This is a genomic window from Parasphingopyxis sp., assembly GCF_052168275.1.
Lineage (GTDB): Bacteria > Pseudomonadota > Alphaproteobacteria > Sphingomonadales > Sphingomonadaceae > Parasphingopyxis.
This window is the reverse complement of the sequence record NZ_JBQLZM010000143.1, coordinates 1-22374: the sequence shown is the minus strand read 5'-3', so window position 1 is coordinate 22374 and position 22374 is coordinate 1. Positions and strand designations below refer to the sequence as shown.

The window sequence follows — 22374 nt, the reverse complement described above, 5'->3', positions numbered from 1 at the left end:
CCCGTGAAGCTCGATCACATCGTCATTCTCGCCCGCGATATCGCGGCGAGTACGCGCTGGTACGACGCGCTGCTCGGGCTGATCGGCTTCACCAGGCAGCGCGACCATATCTGGGCGAATGGCGAGGGGCTCGCGGTCGATCTGCGGGAGGCGCAACCCGACACGCGGCCCTATGAACGGTTCGGGGCCGGGCTCAACCATCTCGGTTTCACTGCGCCGGACATCGAGGCGCTGGAGGCTGTGCGGTTTGGCATGGCGGACGCCGGGTTCGAGGTTCCCGACATCCAGCATTTCGACGACGACCACGCCGTCTTCTTCAAGGATCCGGACGGACTCAGGGTCGAGATCGCCGTTTACGGTTGAGCGTCGCCCGTCATTGCGAGCGTAGCGAAGCAATCCAGAGCCACTGGGCAATGTCGCTAGCTGCTCTGGATTGCTTCGTCGCCCCGAACCGGGTTCGGGGCTCCTCGCAATGACGGATGAGGATTTGTCCCTTTCCGTCTTCCCCGCTAAACCGCTCCCCATGTCACACGCCGCCTATCCCGCCCTCCGCCTGCGCCGCACCCGCGCCACGGCCTGGTCGCGCGCGATGTTCGCCGAGAACCGGCTCCATCCGTCGGACCTGATCTGGCCGCTCTTCGTCACCGATGGCGAGGAGGAACAGCCGATCGCGACGATGCCCGGCGTGTCGCGCTGGCCGGTCGACCGGATCGCAGACCGGGCGCGCGAGGCCGCCGACGCCGGCATCCCGTGCGTCGCGCTGTTCCCGAACACGCCGCCCGAGCTGCGTTCGGACGACGGCGCGGAGGCGCTCAATCCCGACAATCTGATGTGCCGCGCGATCGGCGAGATCAAGGACGCGCTCGGCGCGGATATCGGCATCCTCACCGATGTCGCGCTCGATCCGTACACCTCGCACGGCCAGGACGGGCTGGTCGGCGATTCCGGCTATGTCCGCAACGACGATACGGTGTCGGTGCTCGTCGAACAGGCGCTGAACCAGGCGCGCGCCGGGGCGGACATCATCGCGCCGTCCGACATGATGGACGGCCGGGTCGGCGCGATCCGCGAGGCGCTGGAGGACGATGCGCACACCACCGTCCAGATCATGGCCTATGCCGCCAAATATGCGAGCGCCTTTTACGGACCGTTCCGCGACGCGGTCGGCAGCGGCGGGCTGCTGAAAGGCGACAAGAAGACCTATCAGATGGACCCGGCGAACGGGGACGAGGCGCTGCGCGAGGTCGCGCTGGACATCGCCGAGGGTGCGGACAGCGTGATGGTGAAGCCGGGGCTCGCCTATCTCGATATCGTCCGCCGGGTGAAGGAACGGTTCGAGGTGCCGGTCTTCGCGTACCAGGTGTCGGGCGAATATGCGATGATCGAGGCCGCGGCTGCCGCCGGGGCGGGAGACCGCGACGCGCTGGTGCTCGAAACGCTGCTGGCGTTCAAGCGGGCAGGGGCGTCCGGCGTCCTCACCTATCATGCGCTTCACGCGGCGCGGTTGATGGTCGACTGAATTTCGCCATCGCCGTCATTGCGAGGAGGCCCGAACTCGTTTCGGGGCGACGAAGCAATCCAGAGCAGCTAGCGATAGCGTGCATGGCTCTGGATTGCCGCGTCGCCGTTCGGCTCCTCGCAATGACGGGGTTGGTAGTCGAGCCGTTCCCGTATAATCAGCCTCGATGATCATCGAGACCGACCGCCTGATCCTGCGCGAATGGCGCGATGCGGATTGCGAGCCCTTTGCGGCGATGAACGCCGACCCCGAAGTCATGCGCTACTTCCCCGGCGTGCAGAGCCGCGAGGAAAGCGATGCGGCGGCAGGCCGCATCGCCACGCATTTCGACGAGCATGGCCTGGGCCTGTTCGCATTGGAGCATAAGGAGGACGGCACGTTTATCGGCTTCGCCGGATTCCAGTTCGTGAACTTCGAATGTCCGATAGAAGGCGATCTCGAAATTGGTTGGCGCGTCGCCAGGCCCTATTGGCGTCGTGGTTTGGCTTTCGAGGCCGCCTCGGCGTGCATGGGCTGGATCTGGGCCGAGAGTAACGTACCGCGCATCGTTTCGATGACGGCCACGATCAACGCGCCGAGCCGGAATCTTATGGAAAAGCTTGGGCTGACGCATCGGCCCGAGCTCGATTTCGATCATCCCAAGCTCGATCCGGATAGCCCGATCAATCGCCATGTCGTCTATGCGATGGAGCGTCCGGCTTGACCGCGATCATCGAAACCGAACGCCTGATCCTGCGCGATTGGCGCGATGCGGACCGCGAGCCGATGTATGCCCACGTCAATTCGCGGCCCAATGTCATGCGCTACCTGCTCGGCGTGCAGACGCGCGCGAAGACCGACGAGATGATCGACAAGCTGATCCGCTGGCAGCGCGACCATGGCCACACCTTCTGGGCGGTCGAGCGGAAGGAAGACGGGGAACTGCTCGGCTTTTGCGGGCTCAAGAAGGTGGATGACGACGGCGTGCTGCCCGATCCCGGCACGGTCGAGATCGGATGGCGGTTGCGCGAGGATGCCTGGGGGAAGGGCTATGCCCGGGAAGCGGCGGTCGCGAGCATGAACCATGCGTTCGACGCCTTCGATCCCGATTTCGTGACCGCCTTTACCGTCCGGGGCAACGAAGGCTCCTGGCGCCTGATGGAACGGCTCGGCATGGAACGCCGCACGGACCTCGATCACTGGTACGACGAATGGGGTCCCGAACTCGGGCACGGCATCGTCTATCGCATCGACCGCGGGCGATGGGCGGCGAAACGCAGGGAATTCGAACAAGGGGAAGCCAAAGCATGAAAGATGTCAGCATCATCCCGTTCAACGGCAAGACGCCGCAGATCCACGAGACGGCGTTCGTCGCGCCCGGCTGCCGGCTGATCGGCGATGTGCGGATCGGGGCGGGATCGAGCATCTGGTACAATTGCGTGCTGCGCGCCGATGTGAACTATATCGAAGTGGGCGAGCGATCGAACATCCAGGACGGAACGGTCGTCCATTGCGACGGCGATCACGGGCCCGAACATCCGGGAACGCCGACGATCATCGGAAACGACGTGCTGATCGGCCATATGGCGATGATCCACGGCACCAAACTGCACGACAAGAGCTTTGTCGGCCTCGGCGCGATCGTCATGGACGGCTGCGAAATCGAAAGCGGCGGGATGATCGCGGCGGGCGGGATGCTGACCCCGGGCAAGATCATCAAGGCCGGCGAGATGTGGGGCGGGCGCCCGGCCAAGAAGATGCGCGACCTGACCGAGCAGCAGCAGGCGATCAACAATCTCGGCACGATGCATTATGCGCAGCTCGCGCCGCTCCATGCCGGCGCGGTGGCGGACTCCTGAGCTACTGGGTCCTCAGCCGGCCGTTCAGCGCCTCGTAGCGGCCGACCTGTCCTTCGTAGAGCGTCGCGACGCGTTCGCGCGCCGCGAGCAGCCGTTCGGTTTCTGCCGGTTCGCCGGTCGTCGCCTGTTCGGCGAGAATCGCGTCGAGCGATCCGAGCGCGCGCGTCGTTCCGGTGCGCGTCGAATCGAGCGCGGACACGGCGAGCTGCGCCTCGATCCACGCCTCGCTCTCGATCCCGCTGCCGGCCGCGGCGGCGACCGCGGCCTGCGCCGCCGGATAGGCTTCGGCAAAGGCGCGGTCCCCGGATTCGGCGTCGCGCACGAGCGCGTCGATCTCGGCGGCGAGCGCCGCGTCGCTTGCCGAGGGGACCGGCGCAATCGCGCGGACCGGCTCGTCCAATATGCCCTCGATCGGCCGGGGCGCGAGAGACGGAGCCTCGCCTTCCGGGCCGGCACAGGCGGCGAGGAGCAGGATGGCGAGGGGAAGCGGGCTGCGCATGATCATGGTTTCGCTCTAGGCGGTGCGGCTTTTGCCCGCAACGGGGTTGCGCCCGTTTGCCAGTCCGACTACATGGCGCGTTCCCGCGCGCCCGTAGCTCAGCTGGATAGAGTACCTGACTACGAATCAGGGGGTCGGAGGTTCGAATCCTTCCGGGCGCGCCATTCTCCCTATTCCGCCGCCTGCCGCGCCATCACGGCGCGCCACCAGGCTTCGTTGGCGAGATACCAGCGGACGGTTTCCTCCAGCCCCTCGTCGATGCTCCTGACCGGGCGGCAGCCGAGCTCGGCGGCGATCTTGCTGTCGTCGATCGCGTAGCGCCGGTCGTGCCCGAGCCGGTCCTCGACATGCGATTTGAGCGAATCGCTGGGGCGGCCCCTGGCGGCGGGCGCTTCGGGAAAGCGTTCGGCGAGGCCGGGATCGGTTTCGAACAGCCGGTCGACGGTCGCGCAGATGCGGTCGATCAGCTCGAGATTGGGCAGTTCGGCGCCGCCGCCGACATTGTACACCTCGCCGCTCTTGCCGTCCTCGACGACCGCCTGGATCGCGCGGCAATGATCGCCGACGTGCAGCCAGTCCCGCCGTTGCATTCCGTCGCCGTAGATCGGCAGCGCCTTGCCGTGCAGCGCGTTGATCAGGAACAGCGGGATCAGCTTTTCGGGATATTGGAACGGCCCGTAATTGTTCGAGCAGTTCGATGTCGTGACGTCCAGTCCGTAGGTCTCGTGATAGGCGCGGACGATGTGGTCGGAACTCGCCTTGGACGCCGAATAGGGCGAGTTGGGCGCATAGGGCGTCGTTTCGCTGAAACCGGGATCGTCGGGACCGAGCGTGCCATAGACTTCGTCGGTCGACACATGGTGGAAGCGATGCGGCCGGCCGCTGCCGGTGTCGAGCCAGACCGCCTTGGCCGCCTTGAGCAGGCTGAGCGTGCCGAGCACATTGGTCTCGATGAAGATGTCGGGACCGTGGATCGACCGGTCGACATGGCTCTCGGCGGCAAAATGCACGAGGCGGTCGATCTCCCGTTCGGCGAGCAGCTTTCGCGCCAGGTCGAAATCCCGGATATCTCCCTCGACCAGCTCCACGCCGTCGATCCCGTCCAGGCTTTCGCGGTTGCCGGCATAGGTCAGCGCATCGAGAACGACGACCGCGTCGGCCGGGTGGGTGGCCCGCCAGTGCCGGACGAAATTGGCGCCGATAAAGCCCGCGCCGCCGGTGACCAGTATCACACTCATCGAAAAGCCTTCCATATGTCCAGGGCGATATCGAGCTCCGTGTCCCAGGCGCGCGGTTCGCCGGTGATCGCCCAGGTCTGCCGGCAATCGAGCAGGCTGAACGGCGGCCGGGCGGCGGCGGCCGCATAGTCGGCGGTGGTGATCGGCACGATGCGGCACCCGTCGATCACTCCCGCCCGGCGCGCCCGCTCCTCGATCGCCGTTGCAAAGCCGTGCCAGGTCGTCTGTCCGCGATCGGTGAAGTGGTGGATCCCGGACGCCTCGGCCCCTGCCAGCGCCCAGATCGCGCGTGCGAGGCTTTCGGCATGTGTCGGCGTTCCGGTCTGGTCGGCGACGACACCCAGCTCGTCGCGCTCTTTCATCAGCCGCAGCATGGTCGTCAGGAAATTCCGCCCATAGCCGGCATACAGCCACGATGTGCGCAGAACCAGGCCGTCGGATTGGTCCAAAACGGCGATTTCTCCGGCCCGTTTCGAGCGGCCGTACACACTGAGCGGATCGGGTGCGGAATCCGGTGCGAACGGCGTGTCCCCGGCGCCGTCGAAGACATAATCGGTCGAAATATGGATCAGCCGGGCGCCGTGACGCGCGCATGACCGGGCGATCCCGCCCGGCGCTTCGCCGTTGATCCGGAAGGCCGTTTCGGCCGCGCCTTCGGCATCGTCGACGGCGTTATAGGCCGCCGTATTGACGACGATGTCGGGATGGGTCGCCGCGATCGAACGGTCGACGGCATCGGCATCGGTGATGTCGACCTCCCGCCGGGTCAGCCCCGTCACGTCCCATGCGGCCGGCCGCGTCAGGCGGAGCGCCCGACCCAGCTGACCGTTCGCGCCGAAAATCAGCGCTTTCATTCGAACAGATCGGCGGCTGACAGTGGGCGGCCCGCCGCGTCCTTCTCGGACAGGACCGGATCCTGGCCGTCCGGGAGCGGCCAGTCGATCGCGATGTCGGGATCGTCCCAGCGGATCGTCCGGTCATGTTCCGGGGCGTAATAGGCGGTGCATTTATACTGGATCTCGGCTCCCTCCGACAGTGCGAGGAAGCCGTGCCCGAAGCCCGGCGGCACCCAGATCATGGCCTTGTTGTCTTCGCTCAGCTCGCGGCCGATCCACCGCCCGAACGTCGGCGACGAGCGCCGCAGGTCGACGGCGACGTCGTAGATCCGCCCGCGCGTGGCGCGGACCAGTTTTCCCTGCGGCTGCCGGATCTGATAGTGGATGCCGCGCAGGACGTGCCGGGCGGATCGGCTGTGATTGTCCTGGACCCAGGGCCCCGCAATTCCCGCTTCCGCGAACACATCCTCGCGCCACGTTTCCATGAAGAAGCCGCGATCGTCCCCGAATACCTTGGGCTCGACGAATTTCACATCGGCGATCTCGGTCGCAGCGATATGCATCATCCGGCCTCGTCCGCGATCCGGAGCAGATAGTCGCCATAGCCGCTCTTATCGAGCGCGCGGCCGAGATCGCGCAACTGTTCGGTGGTGATGAACCGCTTGCGCCAGGCGATTTCCTCCGGACAGGAAATCTTCATCCCCTGCCGGTCTTCGATGATGCGGACGAACTGGCTGGCATCGGTCAGCGCGGCCTGGGTCCCGGTGTCGAGCCACGCATAGCCGCGGCCCATGGTTTCGACATAAAGGTCCTGATTTTCCAGATAGACCCGGTTGAGGTCGGTGATTTCGAGCTCGCCGCGCGGCGAGGGCTTGAGCGAACGGGAGAATTCGCTCGCCCGTCCGTCGTAGAAATACAGCCCGGTGACCGCATAGTGCGACTTCGGCTGCGCCGGTTTTTCCTCGATGGTTTCGGCCCGGCCGTCCGCGTCGAAGGAAATCACGCCATAGGCGCTCGGATCGTTCACCGCATAGCTGAACACGGTCGCGCCTTCGTCGCGCGCCGCGGCCGAGCGCAACAGGCTTTCGAGCCCGCCGCCGAAGAAGATGTTGTCGCCGAGGACCAGCGCCGATGGCTGATGATCGATGAACTCCTCGCCGATCAGAAAGGCTTGCGCCAGACCTTCCGGCTTGGGCTGGACCGCATAGGACAGCGAGATTCCCCACTGGCTCCCGTCGCCGAGCAGCCGTTCGAACTGATCGCGGTCCCGGGGCGTGGTGATGACCAGGATTTCGCGTATGCCCGCCAGCATCAGCGTGCACAGCGGATAATAGATCATCGGCTTGTCGTAGATCGGCAGCAGCTGTTTCGAGATGGACGTGGTTAACGGGTGGAGACGGGTTCCCGACCCTCCGGCCAAAATAATTCCTCGCCGCATAAAAGGGCCCCCTGAGCCAAAACCCGTTGCTGGTGCGGCCTAGTGGCTTGATTGCAGCCGCGCAACATCTAGCATCGAGCCTGTACCGCTATCCGAAAACGGTTAATGAGGCGTGGACATGACGGCATCTTCGCACTGGTCCTATCGTCGCGGTCTCCACGATCTGGGTTCGGGAAACTGGGCCTGGCTGCAGCCGGACGGCGGGTGGGGCTGGTCGAACTCGGGCCTGATCGTCGACGGCGACCAGTCGCTGCTCGTCGACACGCTGTTCGACGCCACGCTGACCGCCGAGATGCTGGGCGCGATGGCCGACGCGACCGGCCTGTCCGGCGACGATATCGGCACCGTGGTCAACACCCATGCCAATGGCGACCATACCCATGGCAACGGGCTGTGCCGCCATGCCGAGATCATCGCCTCCGATGCCAGCGCCAGGGAAATGGCGGAGGTCGATGCGGCGATGCTCCACACGATGATGACCGCGGCGCCGGGCCTCGGCCCGACCGGCCGGTACCTGCTCGACATATTCGGCGATTTCGATTTCGCGAACGTCGCCGAGCGCGCGCCGACGAAAACCTTTTCCGGCGAGCTCGGCCTGACGGTCGGCGACAAGCGGGTGTCGCTGATCGAGGTCGGGCCGGCGCATACGGCGGGCGACGTACTCGTCCATCTGCCCGACGACCGGATCGTCTATACCGGCGACATCCTGTTCATCGACGGCACGCCGATCATGTGGGCGGGACCGGTCGGCAACTGGATCGCCGCCTGCGACCGGATCCTCGCGATGGACGTCGAGGCGATCGTTCCCGGCCACGGGCCGATCGCCGACAAGGCGGACGTGCGGAAGGTGCAGGAATATCTGCGCTTCATCGATCGCGAGGCGCGCCGACGGTTCGACGCCGGCCTTTCGGTCCGCGACGCGGCGCACGACATCGCGCTCGGCGATTATGCGAGCTGGATCGATGCCGAGCGGATCGCGGTCAATGTCGACACGCTCTATCGCGAATATCGCGGCGACAGGTCGGCGCCCGATATCGTCGGGCTGTTCTCGCTGATGGCGGAACTGCGGCGCTGAATTCAGCGCTGGCCGTGCCAGCGTTCGACAAGCTTGCGCACACGCTGGCGGCCGGGCTTTTTCGGCGTCGCGTCCAATATCTTCGCGCCGCCCAGAAATACCGCGCCCGTACAGCACAGCGCCAGTACGATGCCGGCTGGTCCCTTATACTGGATCATGTAGAGCTGGCCGCGGGCCGTCGCGCCGACCGCGAGCGCGTAGATGATCAGATAGGCTTCGAAACGGGTCTTGATGACGAACAGCCGGGCAACGCGATTCCACATGGGAAAGTGTTAAGCAATTGCCGTGCCAATCCCGGAAATCCGGGATTCCGTCTTTAAGGAATATGGTAAACTGTAAGTTAATCCGACAATGGCGTTCAGATCAGTTCGGTCAGGGACAGCGTCTCGTACAGCGCCTTTCGCGCGCTCGCGATCCGGTCCCACAGGGCGGGGTCGTTCAACGCGCCGCCGTCGATCGCCTCCGGCCATTCCGCCGCGATCACCTCGGCGATAGCGTCGAGCTTGGGTTCGTCCATCAGGAAACGCGGATCGACAGTGCCCGGATCGGCGAGGACGCGCAGGCGCAGGCAGGCCGGTCCGCCGCCATTCGCCATCGACTGGCGCACATCGACGGGGATCAGCTTGCGGATCGGCCCGTTGCCCGCGACCATCTCTTCCAGCCAGGTCCAGACGGCTTCGCTTTCGCGGGATTCCGTCGGGAGGATCAGCGCCATCCCGCCCTCGGGCAGCGTCACGAGCTGGGCGTTGAACAGATAGGTCTTGATCGCCTCCCGAAGCGACACCCGGTCCGCGGGCACCTCGACGATGACGACGTCCGGCATCAGCGCGCGCAGCCCGTCATGGAACTTGGCGGGCTCGGTGAAGGCCTGTTCGTGGCAGAACAGGACGGTCTCGTTGGCGACGGCGACGACGTCGTTGTGGAAGGCGCCGGCGGCGATCGCGGCGGGCGACTGTTCGACGAACAGCGTCCGGTCGGGATCGAGCCGGTGCTTGCGCGCGACCGCCTTGGAGGCTTCGACATGCTGGCGGGCGGGAAAGGGGCCGCCGCTCTCGCCATAGACGAAGATCTCGATACCGGGCTCGGCATGGCACGAGGCGAGCCGCATGAAATTCGCCGCGCCCTCGTCGCCGAACGGCGCGGGCACCGGGTCGTGAATGGCGAAATGCGCTGCGTCCGCAAAGGCGGTCCGAAGCTGCGCCATGGTTTCCGGCCATTCATGGCTGCGGTGCGGCATCGTCACGAGGTTCGCCGACGTCAGGTGGCAACGGCCGTCGCCGGTGTCGGGCGCGGGCGATACGGTCGCCGCATTGGCGGTCCACATCGAGGAGGCGGACATGGCGTTGGCGAGCAGCGCCGGGCCGGCACGGGCGGCGTCGGTGCCCAGGCGTTCGAGCCAGGCGGTGTCGGGCCGCCGCTGCGGGAGGAACGCGCCTTGCGCCAGTCCGAGCCGGATATTGGCGCGCATCTTCTCGATGCCCTGCAGCGCGGCCGCCCGCGGCTCCGAGATCCGCCCGGCATTTTTCGCCGAGGCGAGGTTGCCGAGGCTGAGCCCCGCATAATTGTGCGACGGACCGATGATGCCGTCGAAATTGATCTCTGCCAAAGCCATGACGCCGGTCCCCTATCGCGGCACGTAGCGGATCGCGGCGCCGGTATCGGCGTTCAGCATCTTCGCCGCCTGCGCGTCGATCTCCACCTCCTGGTCGCCGCGCATCACGATGGCGGCATAGCAGCAGCGGAACGTCTCGAGCGTGCCGGTGGCGGCCAGCGACTGGGTCGCGTCGCCGCCGTCGACCGCCGCGATCGTCGCCGCGCGCGATTCCGCGACGCTCTTCACCCGGTCGATATCGGCTTCCATCGTCGGGCCGCCGTCGAAGATGTCGATATAGTTATTGTAGCGGAAGCCTTCCTTTTCGAGCATCCGCATCGCCGCGCGTCCCGACGGATGCGGCACGCCGATTACCGAGCGCGCGCTTTCGGGCAGCATGTTCAGATAGATCGGATGTTTGGGCATCAGGTCGGCGATGAACTGGTGGCCGTTGCGCGCGTTGAACTCGTCGGCTTCCTGGAAGGACATGCCGAAGAACTTGCCCGCCAGCGCGTCCCAGAAGGCCGATCCGCCCGCCTCGTCGATCACGCCGCGCAGCTCGGCGATCACCTTCTCCCCGAACCGTTCGCGATGCATCGCGATGAACAGGTATCGGCTGCGCGCGAGCAGCATGCCGAGCCCGCCGGCGCGCTCGCCCGGATGGAGGAACAGCCCGCCGACCTCCGACGCGCCTTCATAATCCGTCGTCAGCGACAGGATTTTCGAGGTGAAGGTCCGGTCGAGCTCCTGGCTGTGCTGCGTATAGGTGTTGATCCGATAGCTGTAGAAGGGCCAGCGCTTGCCGACCGCCGCGAAGATCTGCGCCGTGCCGCGCACCTGTCCGGTTTCGGTGTTTTCGAGCGCGAGCAGGAACAGGTCGTTGGCCGATTCGCCCCCGGTCTTGGCGAACGCCTCTTCGGACCGGGCGAGCTTCTCGTTGAGCGCCGCGCGGTCGGGCGGCAGGTTGGTGAATCCGCCCCCGGTCAGCTTGGCCATTTCGTACAGCTGGTCGACATCGTCGCGGCGCGCGGCCCGGACAACGAAACTCATAATCTTCCCCTCTGGGCGAGCCGGAGCAGCACCAGCGTGGAAAGCTGGGCCCGTTCCGGCAGGCTATCGACAATCAGAAACTCGTCCGGCGAATGGATCGCGCCGCCGCGCACCCCCATCGTGTCGACGACGGGCACCCCGCAGGCCGCGATATTGTTGCCGTCGCATACCCCGCCCGTCGATTTCCAGGCGATTGCGAGGCCGAGATCGGCGCCGCATTCCCGGACGAGCCCGAACAGCTTCTCGGCCTCCGGATCGATCGGCTTGGGCGGGCGGCCGAAGCCGCCATGGACATGGATGGCAACCTCGCGCCGCGCGCCGATTTCGGCGATCGCTTCGTCGAGCAGCGTCTGCGCGCGTTCCTGATCCTCCAGCGTCTCGGGCCGCATGTTGAGGCGCAGCACGGCGTGATCGGGCACGACATTGTTCGCGCCGCCGCCCTCGATCTTCGCAGGATTGACCTTGAGCCCCGGCCCGATCCCCGCTTCGAGCTTCAGCGCGAGTTCCGCCGCGGCGAGCAGCGCGCTGCGCCCCTCTTCGGGGTTGCGGCCGGCATGGGCGCTTTTCCCGGTGATGACGATCGACCAGTTGCCACTGCCGCCGCGCGCGCCGGCCAAGGTGCCGTCGGGCAGCGCGGGTTCGTAGGTCAGCGCGGCGAGCTTGCCCTTCGCCGCCCGCGCGAGCAGCGCCGCCGAGCCCGGCGAGCCGATCTCCTCGTCCGAATTGATGACGACCTCATAGCCGATCCGTTCGGCCAGCGGCGACACTTCCACAGCCTTCAGCGCCGAGAGCATCAGAGCGATACAGCCCTTCATGTCGGTGACGCCCGGGCCGTTCAGCGTGTTGTCGTCGAGCCAGGTCAGGTCCTGGAACGGATGGGTCTCGCCGAACACCGTGTCCATATGGCCGGTGAGAAGCACCTGCACCGGCGCCTCCGGGCGGACCGTCACGTGCAAATTCTGGCCCGTCTCGCGCGCGACCACCGACCCGTCGGGCCGGACGATCTCGCCGGCTACCGGATCGGCCAGTTCGAGATCGCCGGGGAGCGCCGCAAAGGCATCGGCAAGCTCGCCCGCGACGCGCGCCAGTCCGCCCAGATTGGCCGAGCCGCTGTTGATCTTCGCCCAGCGCTCGGTCTGGTCGAGCATGGGCTCTGCCGCCGCGCGGTCGAGGGCGTCGCGTTCGTCTTTCGTCATCTGTGTCATCGCGACCGCCTTAGGCCGGGACGGGCCGTGCGTCACCACCTTGCATCCCCAATCCCGACACGGCATACGCCCACTCGCTCCTCCCCGGATCTTGTTGAATAACGGCGAACCGCCGTGCGAACAGGGAGTATCCATGTCTGACCATGTCGAACGCGCGGGCCTGCGCGTGGATTCGCGTCTCGCCCGCTTCGTCGAAACCGAGGCGCTGGACGGGCTCGCCATCGCGGCCGACGATTTCTGGGCCGGCACTGCGGCGATCTATCGCGATTTCGCGCCCGAAAACCGCGCGCTGCTCGAAAAACGCGAGCAGCTGCAATCGCGAATCGACGCGTGGCACGAGGCGCGCAAGGGCCAGCCCATCGCCATGGGCGAATATCGCGCCTTCCTGACCGAGATCGGCTATCTCGTCCCGGAACCCGGTCCCTTCACCATCGGCACCAAGAATGTCGACGACGAGGTCGCGCGGATCGCCGGGCCGCAGCTCGTCGTACCGGTGCTCAACGACCGCTTCCTCCTGAACGCCGCCAATGCGCGCTGGGGCAGCCTGTACGACGCGCTGTACGGCACCGACGTGCTGCCCGGCAGCCCGAAGCCGGGCGGTTACGACGCCGAACGGGGCGCGCAGGTGATCGCGGCGGCGCGCAACCTGCTCGACGAATTCCTGCCGCTGGCTGGCGGCAGTTGGACCGACTATGCGGGCGGCGCGCCCGATCTGCAGGACCCGGCCCAGCTCGTCGGAACGGACGGCGAATCGATGCTGTTCCGCCACAACGGCCTGCACCTCGAAATCGTGATCGACCGCGATCATCCGATCGGGAAGACCGACCCCGCCGGTATCGCCGATGTCATCGTCGAGGCGGCGCTGACGACGATCGTCGATCTCGAGGATTCGGTCGCGGCCGTCGACGCCGAGGACAAGGTGCTCGCCTATCGCCACTGGCTCGGCCTGATGCGCGGCGATCTCGAGGCGGAGTTCGACAAGGGCGGCCGGACGATGACGCGCGCGCTCGCGGAAGACCGGCGATACACGCCCGTTAGTCCTGAGCCCGTCGAAGGACGTCTATCGGCGGAGAAACGGGCTTCGACAGGCTCAGGACTAACGGATGAACTTGTTTTGCCCGGTCGCAGCCTGCTGTTCGTCCGCAATGTCGGACATCTGATGACCAATCCGGCGGTGCTGCTGCCGGACGGATCGGAAGCGCCCGAGGGCATTCTCGACGGGATCATGACCAGCCTGATCGCGATGCACGACCTCAAAGGGCTGGGGCGATACCGCAACAGCCGCGCCGGCTCGGTCTATATCGTGAAGCCCAAGATGCACGGGCCCGAGGAATGCGCCTTCACCGACCGGCTGTTCGACGCGATCGAGGACATGCTGGGGCTCGACCGGCACACGCTGAAAGTCGGCGTGATGGACGAGGAGCGCCGGACGTCCGCCAATCTCGCCGCCTGTATCCATGCCGTGAAGGACCGGATCGTCTTCATCAACACGGGGTTCCTCGACCGCACCGGGGACGAGATCCACACCTCGATGCGGGCCGGCGCGATGATGCGCAAGGCGGCGATCAAGGAGGCGGACTGGCTTCAGGCCTATGAGGCGCGCAACGTCCGCATCGGGCTCGCCGCCGGCTTTTCCGGCAAGGCGCAGATCGGCAAGGGCATGTGGCCCGCGCCCGACCTGATGGCGGACATGATGGAGGCCAAGATCGGCCATCCGCAGAGCGGCGCGAACACCGCCTGGGTGCCGAGCCCGACCGGCGCGACCCTGCATGCGCTCCACTATCATCGCGTCGACGTGTTCGAACGGCAGAAGGAGCTGGCCGACGAGCCGATCCCGCCGCTGGAAAAACTCCTCACCATTCCGCTGGCTGACGGCACCAACTGGTCGCCGGACGAAATCCGCGAGGAGCTCGACAACAATGCGCAGGGCATTCTCGGTTATGTCGTGCGCTGGATCGACCAGGGCGTCGGCTGCTCCAAGGTGCCCGATATCCACGATGTCGGCCTGATGGAGGACCGCGCGACCCTGCGGATCAGCTCGCAGCACATGGCCAACTGGCTCCACCATGGCGTGTGCAGCACCGAGGAGGTCGATGCAGCGCTCTCCCGCATGGCGGCCAAGGTCGACGCGCAGAATGTCGGCGACCCGGCCTATGTGGCGATGACCGGGAACCCGGACAGCATCGCCTTCCAGGCCGCCCGCGCGCTGGTGTTCGAAGGCGCCGCGCAGCCCAGCGGCTATACCGAGCCGCTGCTCCACGCCTATCGGCGCAAGGTGAAGGGCGAGTAACCGGTCCAGTTTGCATCGTCATTGCGAGGAGCGGAGCGACGAAGCAATCCAGAGCCGCAGGCGATCTCACAAATAGTCTGAAAATTCGGCCAGAAGCTCTTTGTAAAGCTGCCTTTTGAACGGCACGATCAGGCCCGGCAGTTCGGCGGGTTCGGCCCATTTCCAGGCGCGGAATTCCTGGTGCGCGGTCTCGATATTGACGTCGGAATCCGCGCCCTCGAAGCGCATCAGGAACCAGCTTTGCCGCTGGCCGCGATATTTGCCCTTCCAGACCTTGCCGATCAGTTCCTCGGGCAGGTCGTAGATCAGTTCCCGCGAGGCCTGCGCGACGAGCGTCGCCTTGGCGCTCGCGATGCCGGTTTCCTCCTCGAGTTCGCGAAAGGCGGCCTCTTCCGGCGCCTCTCCGGGGTCAATCCCGCCCTGCGGCATCTGCCACGCGCCGCTCCATTCATGCTCGCGATGATCGGTCCGCTGGCCGACGAAAACCCGCCTGTCCCTGTTCAGCAGCATCACTCCGGCGCAGGGCCGGTACGGCAGGCCTTCGCCCTTGCTCATTCGGCGGCGGCGGCCTGTTCCGGCGTGGCCTCGGCCCCGACTTCGGCGAGAATCAGCTTGAGCGCGTCGAGACAGGCGACGACATCGTCATGCGCCGAGGGGATGATCTTCCTGAGGTTCGCGAAACCGTGGATATTGCCGCTCGCCTCGCGATAGACGGTGTGGACGCCGCCGGCGATCAGCTTGCCCGCATATTCGCGGCCCTGGTCGCGCAGGGGATCGAGACCCGCGGTCACCAGTACGGTCGGCGGCAGTCCCGCCGTCTCCTTGAGCACCGGATTGAGCCGCCAGTCCGTCTCGTCGCCGGCATAATGATTGCCGAACCATTCCATCGTCGCCGCTTCGAGCAGGAAGCCTTCGGCGAAATCGTCCATCGAGCCGCCGCCGGCGCTCATGTCGGTCGCCGGATAGATCAGCCATTGCGCGATGACGGGAACGTCCGCCGGTTCGTCGCGCAGTGCGAGCGAGGTCACCGCGGCAAGATTGCCGCCCGCGCTGTCGCCGGCCGGGATCAGCCCGGTGACGTCGAGGCCCAACTCGTCCGGGCTCGTCGCAATCCAGCGCGCGGCGGCGACACAGTCGTCGGGCGCGGCGGGGAAGGGCGCTTCGGGCGCGAGGCGATAGTCGACCGACACCACCGGCAGGTCCAGCGTCCGCGCGGTTTCGGCGCACAGCCCGTCATGGGTTTCGAGATTGCCGATCACGAACCCGCCGCCATGGTAGAAGACCACGACCGGGCCGGGCTCGCGGCTCTCGCGCGGGTCGTAGAGCCGGGCGGGGATGTCGCCGGCCGGGCCGGGCAGCGTGAAATCGCGCTTGACCGCCAGTTCGCCGGCCGGGCGTTCGGCCATGGTGAAGACCATGTCCATCAGCGCGCGGGCGGTCGCGGGATCGGTTTCGTGCGTCTTCGGGCCTTCCTGCGCCTTCAGCAGGTCGAGCATCATCTGCACGTCGGGGCGGACATAGGGTGTCGTTGGGGCCATCGGGTATCTCCGGATGTCGTCTATTTTTCGGCCGTTATAGGCGCAAACGTGCGGGCGGCAAGTCGCGGGGTCAGCAGGAACTGGCCGGCCGCGCGGATCAGCAGGAACACGGTGAAGCTCAGCCAGAGGCCGTGATTGCCGAGCGGCGTCGTCAGCCAGAGCATCGCGCCATAGGCGATGAAGGCGGCGGCCATCGTGCCGAGCATCGCCCGCGTCCAGGTCGCGCCGACGAACACCCCGTCCATGACGAAGGAGGCGACGCCGGCGAGCGGCAGGGCGAGCAGCCAGATATCGTAGCGCAGCACGGTCCCGACGACCGCCGGATCGGTCGAGAAGCTGGCCACCAACGGGCCGGACGCGACGGCGAAAAAGGCGGTGACGATCAGCGCGGTTCCGATGCCGCGCAGCATGATCCGCCGCACCGTCTTGTCGAACCCGTCCCGGTCCCGCGCGCCGATCGTCTCGCCGCAGAGCACCTGCGCGGCATTCTCGAACCCGTCGAGCAGCAGCGCGGTCAGCATGAACATCTGGAAGAGGATGGCGTTGGCGGCGAGGATCGTCGTGCCCTGGATCGCGCCCTGGCGGGTCACGAGCAGGATCGCCGCGGTCAGCAGCAGGGTGCGCAGGAACAGGTCGCGGTTGACGCGGAACAGCGCGCCCATCCGACCGGCCTCCCACAGGTCGGGCCGGCGCGCCGCCGCGGCGAAGGCCGAAAACCGGGCGCTGGGCAGCAGGGCGACGAGCAGCATGGCGAGCTTGCCGGTTTCCGAGATCAGCGTCGCATAGGCGATCCCCGCAACGCCCATGTCCCAGACCAGCACGAACAGCACGCCGAGCCCGACATGGATCAGGTTCACCGCCACCTCGACGACGAGGACGGTCCGCACGCGCCGCAGCCCGATCAGCCAGCCGACCAGCGCCGCGTTGAGCAGCCAGGCCGGCGCCGCCCAGAAGCGGATGTCGATATAGAGCGCCGCGTCCGCCCGCACCTCGTCGCCCGCCTCGAGCAGGTCGAGGCCGAGCGGCACGGTCAGCGGCTTGGTCGCGAGCAGGATCAGGCCGATCGCCAGCGCGATGACCGATGCCCGCAGCAGCGCGGCCATCTTCTCCTGCTCGTTGCGCTGCCCGGCGGCCTGGGCGGTGAGCCCCGTCGTCGCGGTCTTGAGGAAGTTGAACACGACGAGCAGGCTCATCAGCAGCCGCGCGCCGAGCTCCACCGCGCCCTGCGCCCCGGCATCGCCGAGCTGGCCGATGATCCAGATATCGGCGATCCCGATCAGCGCCGTCGCGACATTGGTCGCCATGGCGGGAATGGCGATCGACCAGATGGCGCGCGGGTCGTGGGAGGCGAGGGGCCGGTGCATGGAGCGCCGGTCATAGTCCGTCGGCGACGAAGCGCCTATATGCATTTCCGATGCTGCATTTCGTCCATCATCCCGGCTATGTCGCGCCCGCGCCGAAGGGCAGCGCCTTCCGGTTCAACAAATACGGGCTGGTCCGGGACGCGCTCGCCGACAGCGGGCGGGCCGCCGCCGTCCATGCGCCCGAGCCGATGCCGCGCCGATGGATCGAGGCCGTGCACGACGCCGATTATGTCGACGAGGTGATGGCCGCGGCGGTGCCGCAGGCGAAGGAACGGCGGATCGGCTTCGCGGTGACGCCCGCCATCCGCGAACGCTCGCTGCTCGCCCAGGGCGGGACATGGCTCGCCGCCTGCCTCGCGCTCGAACATGGCTATGCGGCGAACGGCGCGGGCGGCAGCCACCATGCCCTGCCCGATACCGGGGCCGGCTATTGCGTGCTCAACGATCTGGCGGTCGCGGCCAACCGCCTGGTCGCGGAAGGCCGCGCGCGCCGCGTGCTCGTCCTCGATTGCGACGTGCACCAGGGCGACGGGACGGCCGTGCTGCTGGCCGGACGGCCCGACATCTTCACCCTGTCGGTCCATGCGGAGAAGAATTTCCCGGCCCGCAAGGCGCGCTCCTCGCTCGATATCGGCCTGCCGGATGGGCTGGGAGACGATGGCTATCTGGCGGCGCTGGAAAAATCGCTGCCGGCGGTTCTCGATCAGTTCGGGCCCGAGATCATCCTGTACCAGGCGGGCGTCGATCCGCATCGCGACGACCGGCTCGGCAGACTGGGTCTGAGCGATGCCGGCCTCGAGGCGCGCGACCGCCATGTGATGGCCGAAGCGCGACGGCGCGGCGTTCCGCTCGCCAGCGTGCTGGGCGGCGGCTATGGCGACGATCATGGCGAGGTCGCGGCGCGGCATGTGCGGACGATCCTCGCGCTGGCCGACGAGGCGGCCCGGTGAAACGGCCGGAGAAGCGGCGAAGTATCGCTGAATCGCTATCGATTTTTTCTATTTTGTTCCGCGTCCCGGCTGTGCATAGGAAGACCGACGAGGAACAATGCGAGTAAACTGATGGCCAGCGCGGCGAAACCGATCAAACACAACGCTCCCGAGGACGCGGCCTCGGTCGTCGTCCGCTTCGCGGGCGACAGCGGCGACGGGATGCAGCTGACCGGCGGGCAGTTCACCCTGTCGACGGCGCTGGCGGGCAACGATCTCGCGACCTTCCCCGACTTTCCCGCGGAAATCCGGGCGCCGCAGGGCACCCTGTTCGGCGTGTCCGCCTTCCAGATCCATTTCGGCAGCCATGCGATCCGCACGGCAGGCGACGCGCCCGACGTGCTCGTCGCGATGAACCCGGCGGCGCTCAAGACCAATGTCGGCGATTTGCGCGAAGGCGGGCTGATCATCGCCGACAGCGGCGCGTTCGGCGACCGCAACCTCTCCAAGGCCGGTTACGACGAAAACCCGCTCGAGGACGGGTCGCTGGCCAAATGGCAGCTGCTCTCGCTCGACATGTCGGAAATGACCCTGGAAGCGGTGAAGCCGTTCGGCCTCAGCAACAAGGAAGCGCTGCGCTGCAAGAATATGTGGACGCTGGGCCTGGCGCTCTGGATGTTCGACCGCAAGCGCCAGCCGATCGTCGACTGGCTGAACGCGAAATTCGCGAAAAAGCCCGAAATCGCCGAGGCCAATATCGCCGCGCTCAATGCCGGGCACGCCTATGGCGAGACCGCCGAGCTCGGCTACGCCTTCCAGCCGCGCCATGTCGATGCGGCGCCGGCCGAACCGGGCCTCTACCGCACGATCACCGGCGCCGAGGCGATTTCGCTCGGCCTGCTCGCGGGGGCGAAGCTCGCCGGGCTGCCGATGTTCTTCGGCGGCTATCCGATCACCCCGGCTTCGGCGATCCTCCACCATCTTTCGCGGCTCAAGCAGTTCGGCGTGACGACCTTCCAGGCGGAGGACGAGATCGCCGCGATCGGCGCCGCGATCGGCGCCAGCTATGCCGGGTCGCTCGGCGTGACGTCATCGTCCGGCCCCGGCATCGCGCTGAAGGGCGAGGCGATGGGGCTCGCGATCATGACCGAGCTGCCGCTCGTCATCGTCAATTCGCAGCGCGGCGGGCCCTCCACCGGCCTCCCGACCAAGACCGAACAGTCCGATCTCTACCAGGCGGTCTACGGCCGCAACGGCGATGCGCCGATGCCGGTGATCGCCGTGCGCTCGCCGTCCGACGCGTTCGAGTGCGCGATCGAGGCGTGCCGCATCGCCACCCGTTTCATGACGCCGGTGATGCTGCTGACCGACGGCTATATCGCCAATGCGGCGGAACCGTGGAAGATGCCGGATGTCGATACGTTCGAGCCGTTCCCGGTTTCCTTCCACGACGATGCGCCGGGCGAGGGCGAGCATTTCAACCCGTACAGCCGCGACGAAAAGCTCGCCCGGCCCTGGGTGAAACCCGGCACGCCGGGCCTGATGCACCGGATCGGCGGGATCGAGAAGGGATCGCACAGCGGCAATATCGACTATTCGCCCGAGAACCATCAGGAGATGACCGACCTGCGCGCGCAGAAGATCCTGAACGTCGCGGACGACGTGCCGGAGCAGGAGGTCGATCTCGGCGAGGCGGGCGAGACGCTCGCCGTGGTCGGATGGGGATCGACCTACGGCCCGATCCACCAGGCCGTGGCCCGCGCCCGCTCCAGGGCACGCAGCGTCGCCCAGATCCATCTGCGCCATATCTGGCCGCTGCCCCGCAATCTGGGCGCGCTGCTCAAGAGCTACGACAAGATCCTGGTCCCCGAAATGAACAAGGGCCAGCTCAAGACCGTGCTGCGCGACCAGTATCTGGTCGACGCCCGGCCGCTGAACAAGGTGTCGGGCCAGCCGTTCCGCATCGCCGAGATCGAGGCGGCGATCGAGGAGCATCTCGGTGGATGAGAAACCCAAAAGCGTAGCCCCGCTGGTGGTCATGCTGGTCGTCGTTCTGGCGATCGTCTATTTCCTGTGGAGCAGTTGAGGACAGCGATGGATGTTCGGGCAATCAAAGCCGGCTCAAGCCAAGATCGTCATGCTGAACTTGTTTCAGCATCCACTCTTCCTGCTGCGAAGACGGTGCTGATGGAACGGTGGACCCTGAAACAAGTTCAGGGTGACGGCAGTTTGAACAGGGCGTGCCCTTATCTCTGCGCCCGGACCGAAGGATAGCAGAATGAACGACATGACCCCCGTCGAGACGACGCTCAAGGATTGGGAAACCGATCAGGAAGTGCGCTGGTGCCCGGGTTGCGGCGACTATGCGATCCTCAAGGCCGTGCAGCGGACCATGCCCGAACTCGGCGCCGATCCGGCCAACACCGTGTTCGTCTCCGGCATCGGCTGCTCGTCGCGCTTTCCCTATTATATGGAAACCTACGGCTTCCACACGATCCACGGCCGCGCGCCGACGATCGCGACCGGCGTCAAGCTCGCCAATCCCGAGCTCGACGTCTGGCTGGTGACCGGCGACGGCGACGGCCTGTCGATCGGCGGCAATCACATGCTCCACCTGCTGCGCCGCAATGTCGACTGCCAGGTGCTGCTCTTCAACAACGAGATTTACGGCCTGACCAAGGGGCAGTACTCGCCGACCTCGCGCACCGGCACGACGAGCCCGTCGACGCCGTTCGGCTCGGTCGACCGGCCGGTCAATCCCTGCGCCTTCGCGCTCGGCTCGGGCGCGCGCTTCGTCGCCCGCGGGATCGACGTCAACAAGAAGCTGACCGACGCCTTCAAGGCCGCCTATGCGCACAAGGGCACGGCGTTCGTCGAAATCTTCCAGAACTGCATCGTCTACAACGAAGACGTGTTCGAGGACTTCACGAACAAGAAGACCGCCGCCGAGACGCAGATCTGGCTCGAACATGGCGAGCCGCTGCTGTTCGCCAACGGCACCAAGGGCCTGGCGATCGACCGCGAGCATCCCGAGCATCTGAAACCGATCGTCGTCGATGTCGTCGACGGCGACTGGCAGGCCGCCGGCGTGCTGCGCCACGACCAGACCAACCACACGCTCGCCTATATGCTCGTCGAGATGCCGTTCGGCGAATATCCGATGGCGCTGGGCGTCGTCTATGACGATCCGCGCCCGACCTTCAACCAGGTGCTGACCGAGCAGAAGAAGCGGGTATCGGAAGGCAAGAAGGCCGATCTCCAGGCGCTGATCGAGCACGGCCAGACCTGGTCGGTGGGTGAGGACGGGCCGGACCTTTAGTCCCCGATGGACAATCTGACCCATAGCCTGGCCGGGGCGGTCCTCGGCCAGATGGGCCTCAAGAAGAAGACCGGCCTCGGCATGGCGACGCTCGTCATCGCCGCCAACATTCCCGACATCGACGCCGTCGCGACGCTGCTCGGCGGCCATCAGCATCTGGCGATCCGGCGCGGGATTACGCACGGGCCGCTGGCGATGCTGATTCTGCCGATCCTGCTCACCGGTATCATGATCGCCTTCGACCGGTGGCAGGCGCGGCGCGGCAAGCGGCCGGAGAAACGCCTGCCGATCCATAAGGGCTGGCTGCTGGCGCTCGCCTATATCGGAACGCTCAGCCATCCGGCGCTCGATTATCTGAACAATTACGGCATCCGCCTGCTCGAGCCCTTTTCCGGCCGATGGGTCTATGGCGACACGCTGTTCATCATCGATGTCTGGGTCTGGGCGGCGCTCGGGACCGCCCTGTGGCTGTCGCTGCGCCGGGAACGGCGGGGGCGGGCCAACTGGCGGCGGCCGGCGATCGCCGCCTGCGCCATCGTGCTCGCCTATATCGCCGCCAACGGCCTGATCTCGAACCGCGCCGAGCATCTGGCCGCCCGGCAGATCGCCGAAGTCCGCGGCGAGCCCGCCGAGCTGGTCGTCGCC

23 protein-coding genes and 1 tRNA gene are annotated in these 22374 nt (G+C 66.5%); 12 read left to right on the top strand and 12 right to left on the bottom strand.

The annotated features are described in order from the left end of the window. Window positions 1-3: 3 nt before the first annotated feature. The 5 genes from ACTS1X_RS13210 (at window position 4) to ACTS1X_RS13190 (ending at window position 3357) form a co-directional block, all read left to right on the top strand. Window positions 4-363, top strand: a complete 360-nt coding sequence (locus tag ACTS1X_RS13210) for a VOC family protein (RefSeq protein WP_442614872.1) — start codon at window positions 4-6, stop codon at window positions 361-363. Between the two features lie 160 nt (window positions 364-523). Then, the gene (gene hemB / locus ACTS1X_RS13205) at window positions 524-1519 is read left to right on the top strand and encodes a porphobilinogen synthase (protein WP_442614871.1); all 996 of its coding nucleotides are present in this window, start codon (window positions 524-526) and stop codon (window positions 1517-1519) included. A gap of 166 nt (window positions 1520-1685) precedes the next feature. After that, entirely contained in the window at window positions 1686-2222 is a 537-nt protein-coding gene (locus tag ACTS1X_RS13200; RefSeq protein ID WP_442614870.1) for a GNAT family N-acetyltransferase, read from the top strand. Beyond that, window positions 2219-2809, top strand: coding sequence for a GNAT family N-acetyltransferase (locus ACTS1X_RS13195; protein WP_442614869.1), 591 nt, complete (start codon window positions 2219-2221; stop codon window positions 2807-2809). The genes ACTS1X_RS13200 and ACTS1X_RS13195 overlap by 4 nt, the downstream gene beginning before the upstream one ends. After that, on the top strand, window positions 2806-3357 hold the full coding sequence (locus tag ACTS1X_RS13190; RefSeq protein ID WP_442614868.1) for a gamma carbonic anhydrase family protein: 552 nt from the start codon (window positions 2806-2808) through the stop codon (window positions 3355-3357). The genes ACTS1X_RS13195 and ACTS1X_RS13190 overlap by 4 nt, the downstream gene beginning before the upstream one ends. 1 nt (window position 3358) lies before the next feature. Here the strand turns inward: ACTS1X_RS13190 and ACTS1X_RS13185 are convergent, their stop codons facing one another. Further along, complete coding sequence (locus ACTS1X_RS13185; RefSeq protein ID WP_442614867.1) at window positions 3359-3862, bottom strand: hypothetical protein; 504 nt, start codon at window positions 3860-3862, stop codon at window positions 3359-3361. Between the two features lie 81 nt (window positions 3863-3943). Between ACTS1X_RS13185 and ACTS1X_RS13180 the strand changes: the two genes are divergently transcribed. Next, window positions 3944-4020, top strand: a tRNA-Arg gene (locus ACTS1X_RS13180). 6 nt (window positions 4021-4026) lie between these two features. Here ACTS1X_RS13180 and rfbB read toward each other — a convergent pair. The 4 genes from rfbB to rfbA are packed head-to-tail and all read right to left on the bottom strand — an operon-like array spanning window position 4027 to window position 7368. After that, window positions 4027-5094, bottom strand: coding sequence for a dTDP-glucose 4,6-dehydratase (rfbB, locus tag ACTS1X_RS13175; RefSeq protein WP_442614866.1), 1068 nt, complete (start codon window positions 5092-5094; stop codon window positions 4027-4029). Beyond that, complete coding sequence (gene rfbD / locus ACTS1X_RS13170; protein WP_442614865.1) at window positions 5091-5948, bottom strand: dTDP-4-dehydrorhamnose reductase; 858 nt, start codon at window positions 5946-5948, stop codon at window positions 5091-5093. Before rfbD ends, rfbB begins: the two co-directional genes overlap by 4 nt. Further along, on the bottom strand, window positions 5945-6496 hold the full coding sequence (gene rfbC, locus ACTS1X_RS13165) for a dTDP-4-dehydrorhamnose 3,5-epimerase (protein WP_442614864.1): 552 nt from the start codon (window positions 6494-6496) through the stop codon (window positions 5945-5947). Before rfbC ends, rfbD begins: the two co-directional genes overlap by 4 nt. Next, window positions 6493-7368: a glucose-1-phosphate thymidylyltransferase RfbA gene (rfbA, locus tag ACTS1X_RS13160; RefSeq protein WP_442614863.1), complete on the bottom strand. Its 876-nt coding sequence runs from the start codon at window positions 7366-7368 to the stop codon at window positions 6493-6495. The genes rfbC and rfbA overlap by 4 nt, the downstream gene beginning before the upstream one ends. 118 nt (window positions 7369-7486) lie before the next feature. Between rfbA and ACTS1X_RS13155 the strand changes: the two genes are divergently transcribed. Then, window positions 7487-8443, top strand: a complete 957-nt coding sequence (locus ACTS1X_RS13155; RefSeq protein WP_442614862.1) for an MBL fold metallo-hydrolase — start codon at window positions 7487-7489, stop codon at window positions 8441-8443. A 2-nt stretch (window positions 8444-8445) separates the two neighbouring features. Here the strand turns inward: ACTS1X_RS13155 and ACTS1X_RS13150 are convergent, their stop codons facing one another. From ACTS1X_RS13150 to ACTS1X_RS13135, 4 genes are all read right to left on the bottom strand, one after another. Further along, entirely contained in the window at window positions 8446-8706 is a 261-nt protein-coding gene (locus tag ACTS1X_RS13150; protein WP_442614861.1) for a hypothetical protein, read from the bottom strand. A 95-nt stretch (window positions 8707-8801) separates the two neighbouring features. Then, window positions 8802-10055 carry an N-succinylarginine dihydrolase gene (locus tag ACTS1X_RS13145; protein ID WP_442614860.1) on the bottom strand — a complete coding sequence of 418 codons (1254 nt, stop codon included), beginning with the start codon at window positions 10053-10055 and terminating at the stop codon, window positions 8802-8804. 12 nt (window positions 10056-10067) lie between these two features. Next, the gene (locus tag ACTS1X_RS13140; RefSeq protein ID WP_442614859.1) at window positions 10068-11084 is read right to left on the bottom strand and encodes an arginine N-succinyltransferase; all 1017 of its coding nucleotides are present in this window, start codon (window positions 11082-11084) and stop codon (window positions 10068-10070) included. Next, entirely contained in the window at window positions 11081-12289 is a 1209-nt protein-coding gene (locus tag ACTS1X_RS13135; protein ID WP_442614858.1) for a hydrolase, read from the bottom strand. The genes ACTS1X_RS13140 and ACTS1X_RS13135 overlap by 4 nt, the downstream gene beginning before the upstream one ends. A 133-nt stretch (window positions 12290-12422) precedes the next feature. On the opposite strand from ACTS1X_RS13135, the gene ACTS1X_RS13130 reads away from it, so the two are divergent. Further along, window positions 12423-14579, top strand: coding sequence for a malate synthase G (locus ACTS1X_RS13130; protein ID WP_442614857.1), 2157 nt, complete (start codon window positions 12423-12425; stop codon window positions 14577-14579). Window positions 14580-14645: 66 nt separating this feature from the next. On the opposite strand, the gene ACTS1X_RS13125 is transcribed toward ACTS1X_RS13130, so the two are convergent. The 3 genes from ACTS1X_RS13125 to ACTS1X_RS13115 are packed head-to-tail and all read right to left on the bottom strand — an operon-like array spanning window position 14646 to window position 17481. Further along, the gene (locus ACTS1X_RS13125) at window positions 14646-15134 is read right to left on the bottom strand and encodes an RNA pyrophosphohydrolase (protein ID WP_442614856.1); all 489 of its coding nucleotides are present in this window, start codon (window positions 15132-15134) and stop codon (window positions 14646-14648) included. Next, a complete protein-coding gene (locus ACTS1X_RS13120; protein ID WP_442614855.1) occupies window positions 15131-16117 on the bottom strand; it encodes an alpha/beta hydrolase in 987 nt (328 codons plus the stop codon). Before ACTS1X_RS13120 ends, ACTS1X_RS13125 begins: the two co-directional genes overlap by 4 nt. 20 nt (window positions 16118-16137) lie before the next feature. Continuing rightward, on the bottom strand, window positions 16138-17481 hold the full coding sequence (locus ACTS1X_RS13115) for an MATE family efflux transporter (protein WP_442614854.1): 1344 nt from the start codon (window positions 17479-17481) through the stop codon (window positions 16138-16140). 50 nt (window positions 17482-17531) lie between these two features. Here ACTS1X_RS13115 and ACTS1X_RS13110 point away from each other — a divergent pair, with 50 nt between their 5' ends. The 4 genes from ACTS1X_RS13110 to ACTS1X_RS13095 form a co-directional block, all read left to right on the top strand. After that, entirely contained in the window at window positions 17532-18431 is a 900-nt protein-coding gene (locus ACTS1X_RS13110; protein WP_442614853.1) for a histone deacetylase family protein, read from the top strand. A gap of 111 nt (window positions 18432-18542) precedes the next feature. After that, window positions 18543-20417, top strand: a complete 1875-nt coding sequence (locus tag ACTS1X_RS13105; protein WP_442614852.1) for a 2-oxoacid:acceptor oxidoreductase subunit alpha — start codon at window positions 18543-18545, stop codon at window positions 20415-20417. A gap of 271 nt (window positions 20418-20688) precedes the next feature. Beyond that, entirely contained in the window at window positions 20689-21729 is a 1041-nt protein-coding gene (locus ACTS1X_RS13100) for a 2-oxoacid:ferredoxin oxidoreductase subunit beta (protein WP_442614851.1), read from the top strand. 6 nt (window positions 21730-21735) lie between these two features. Further along, window positions 21736-22374, top strand: a 639-nt coding sequence (locus ACTS1X_RS13095; RefSeq protein WP_442614850.1) for a metal-dependent hydrolase, incomplete at its 3' end; no start/stop codon positions are given.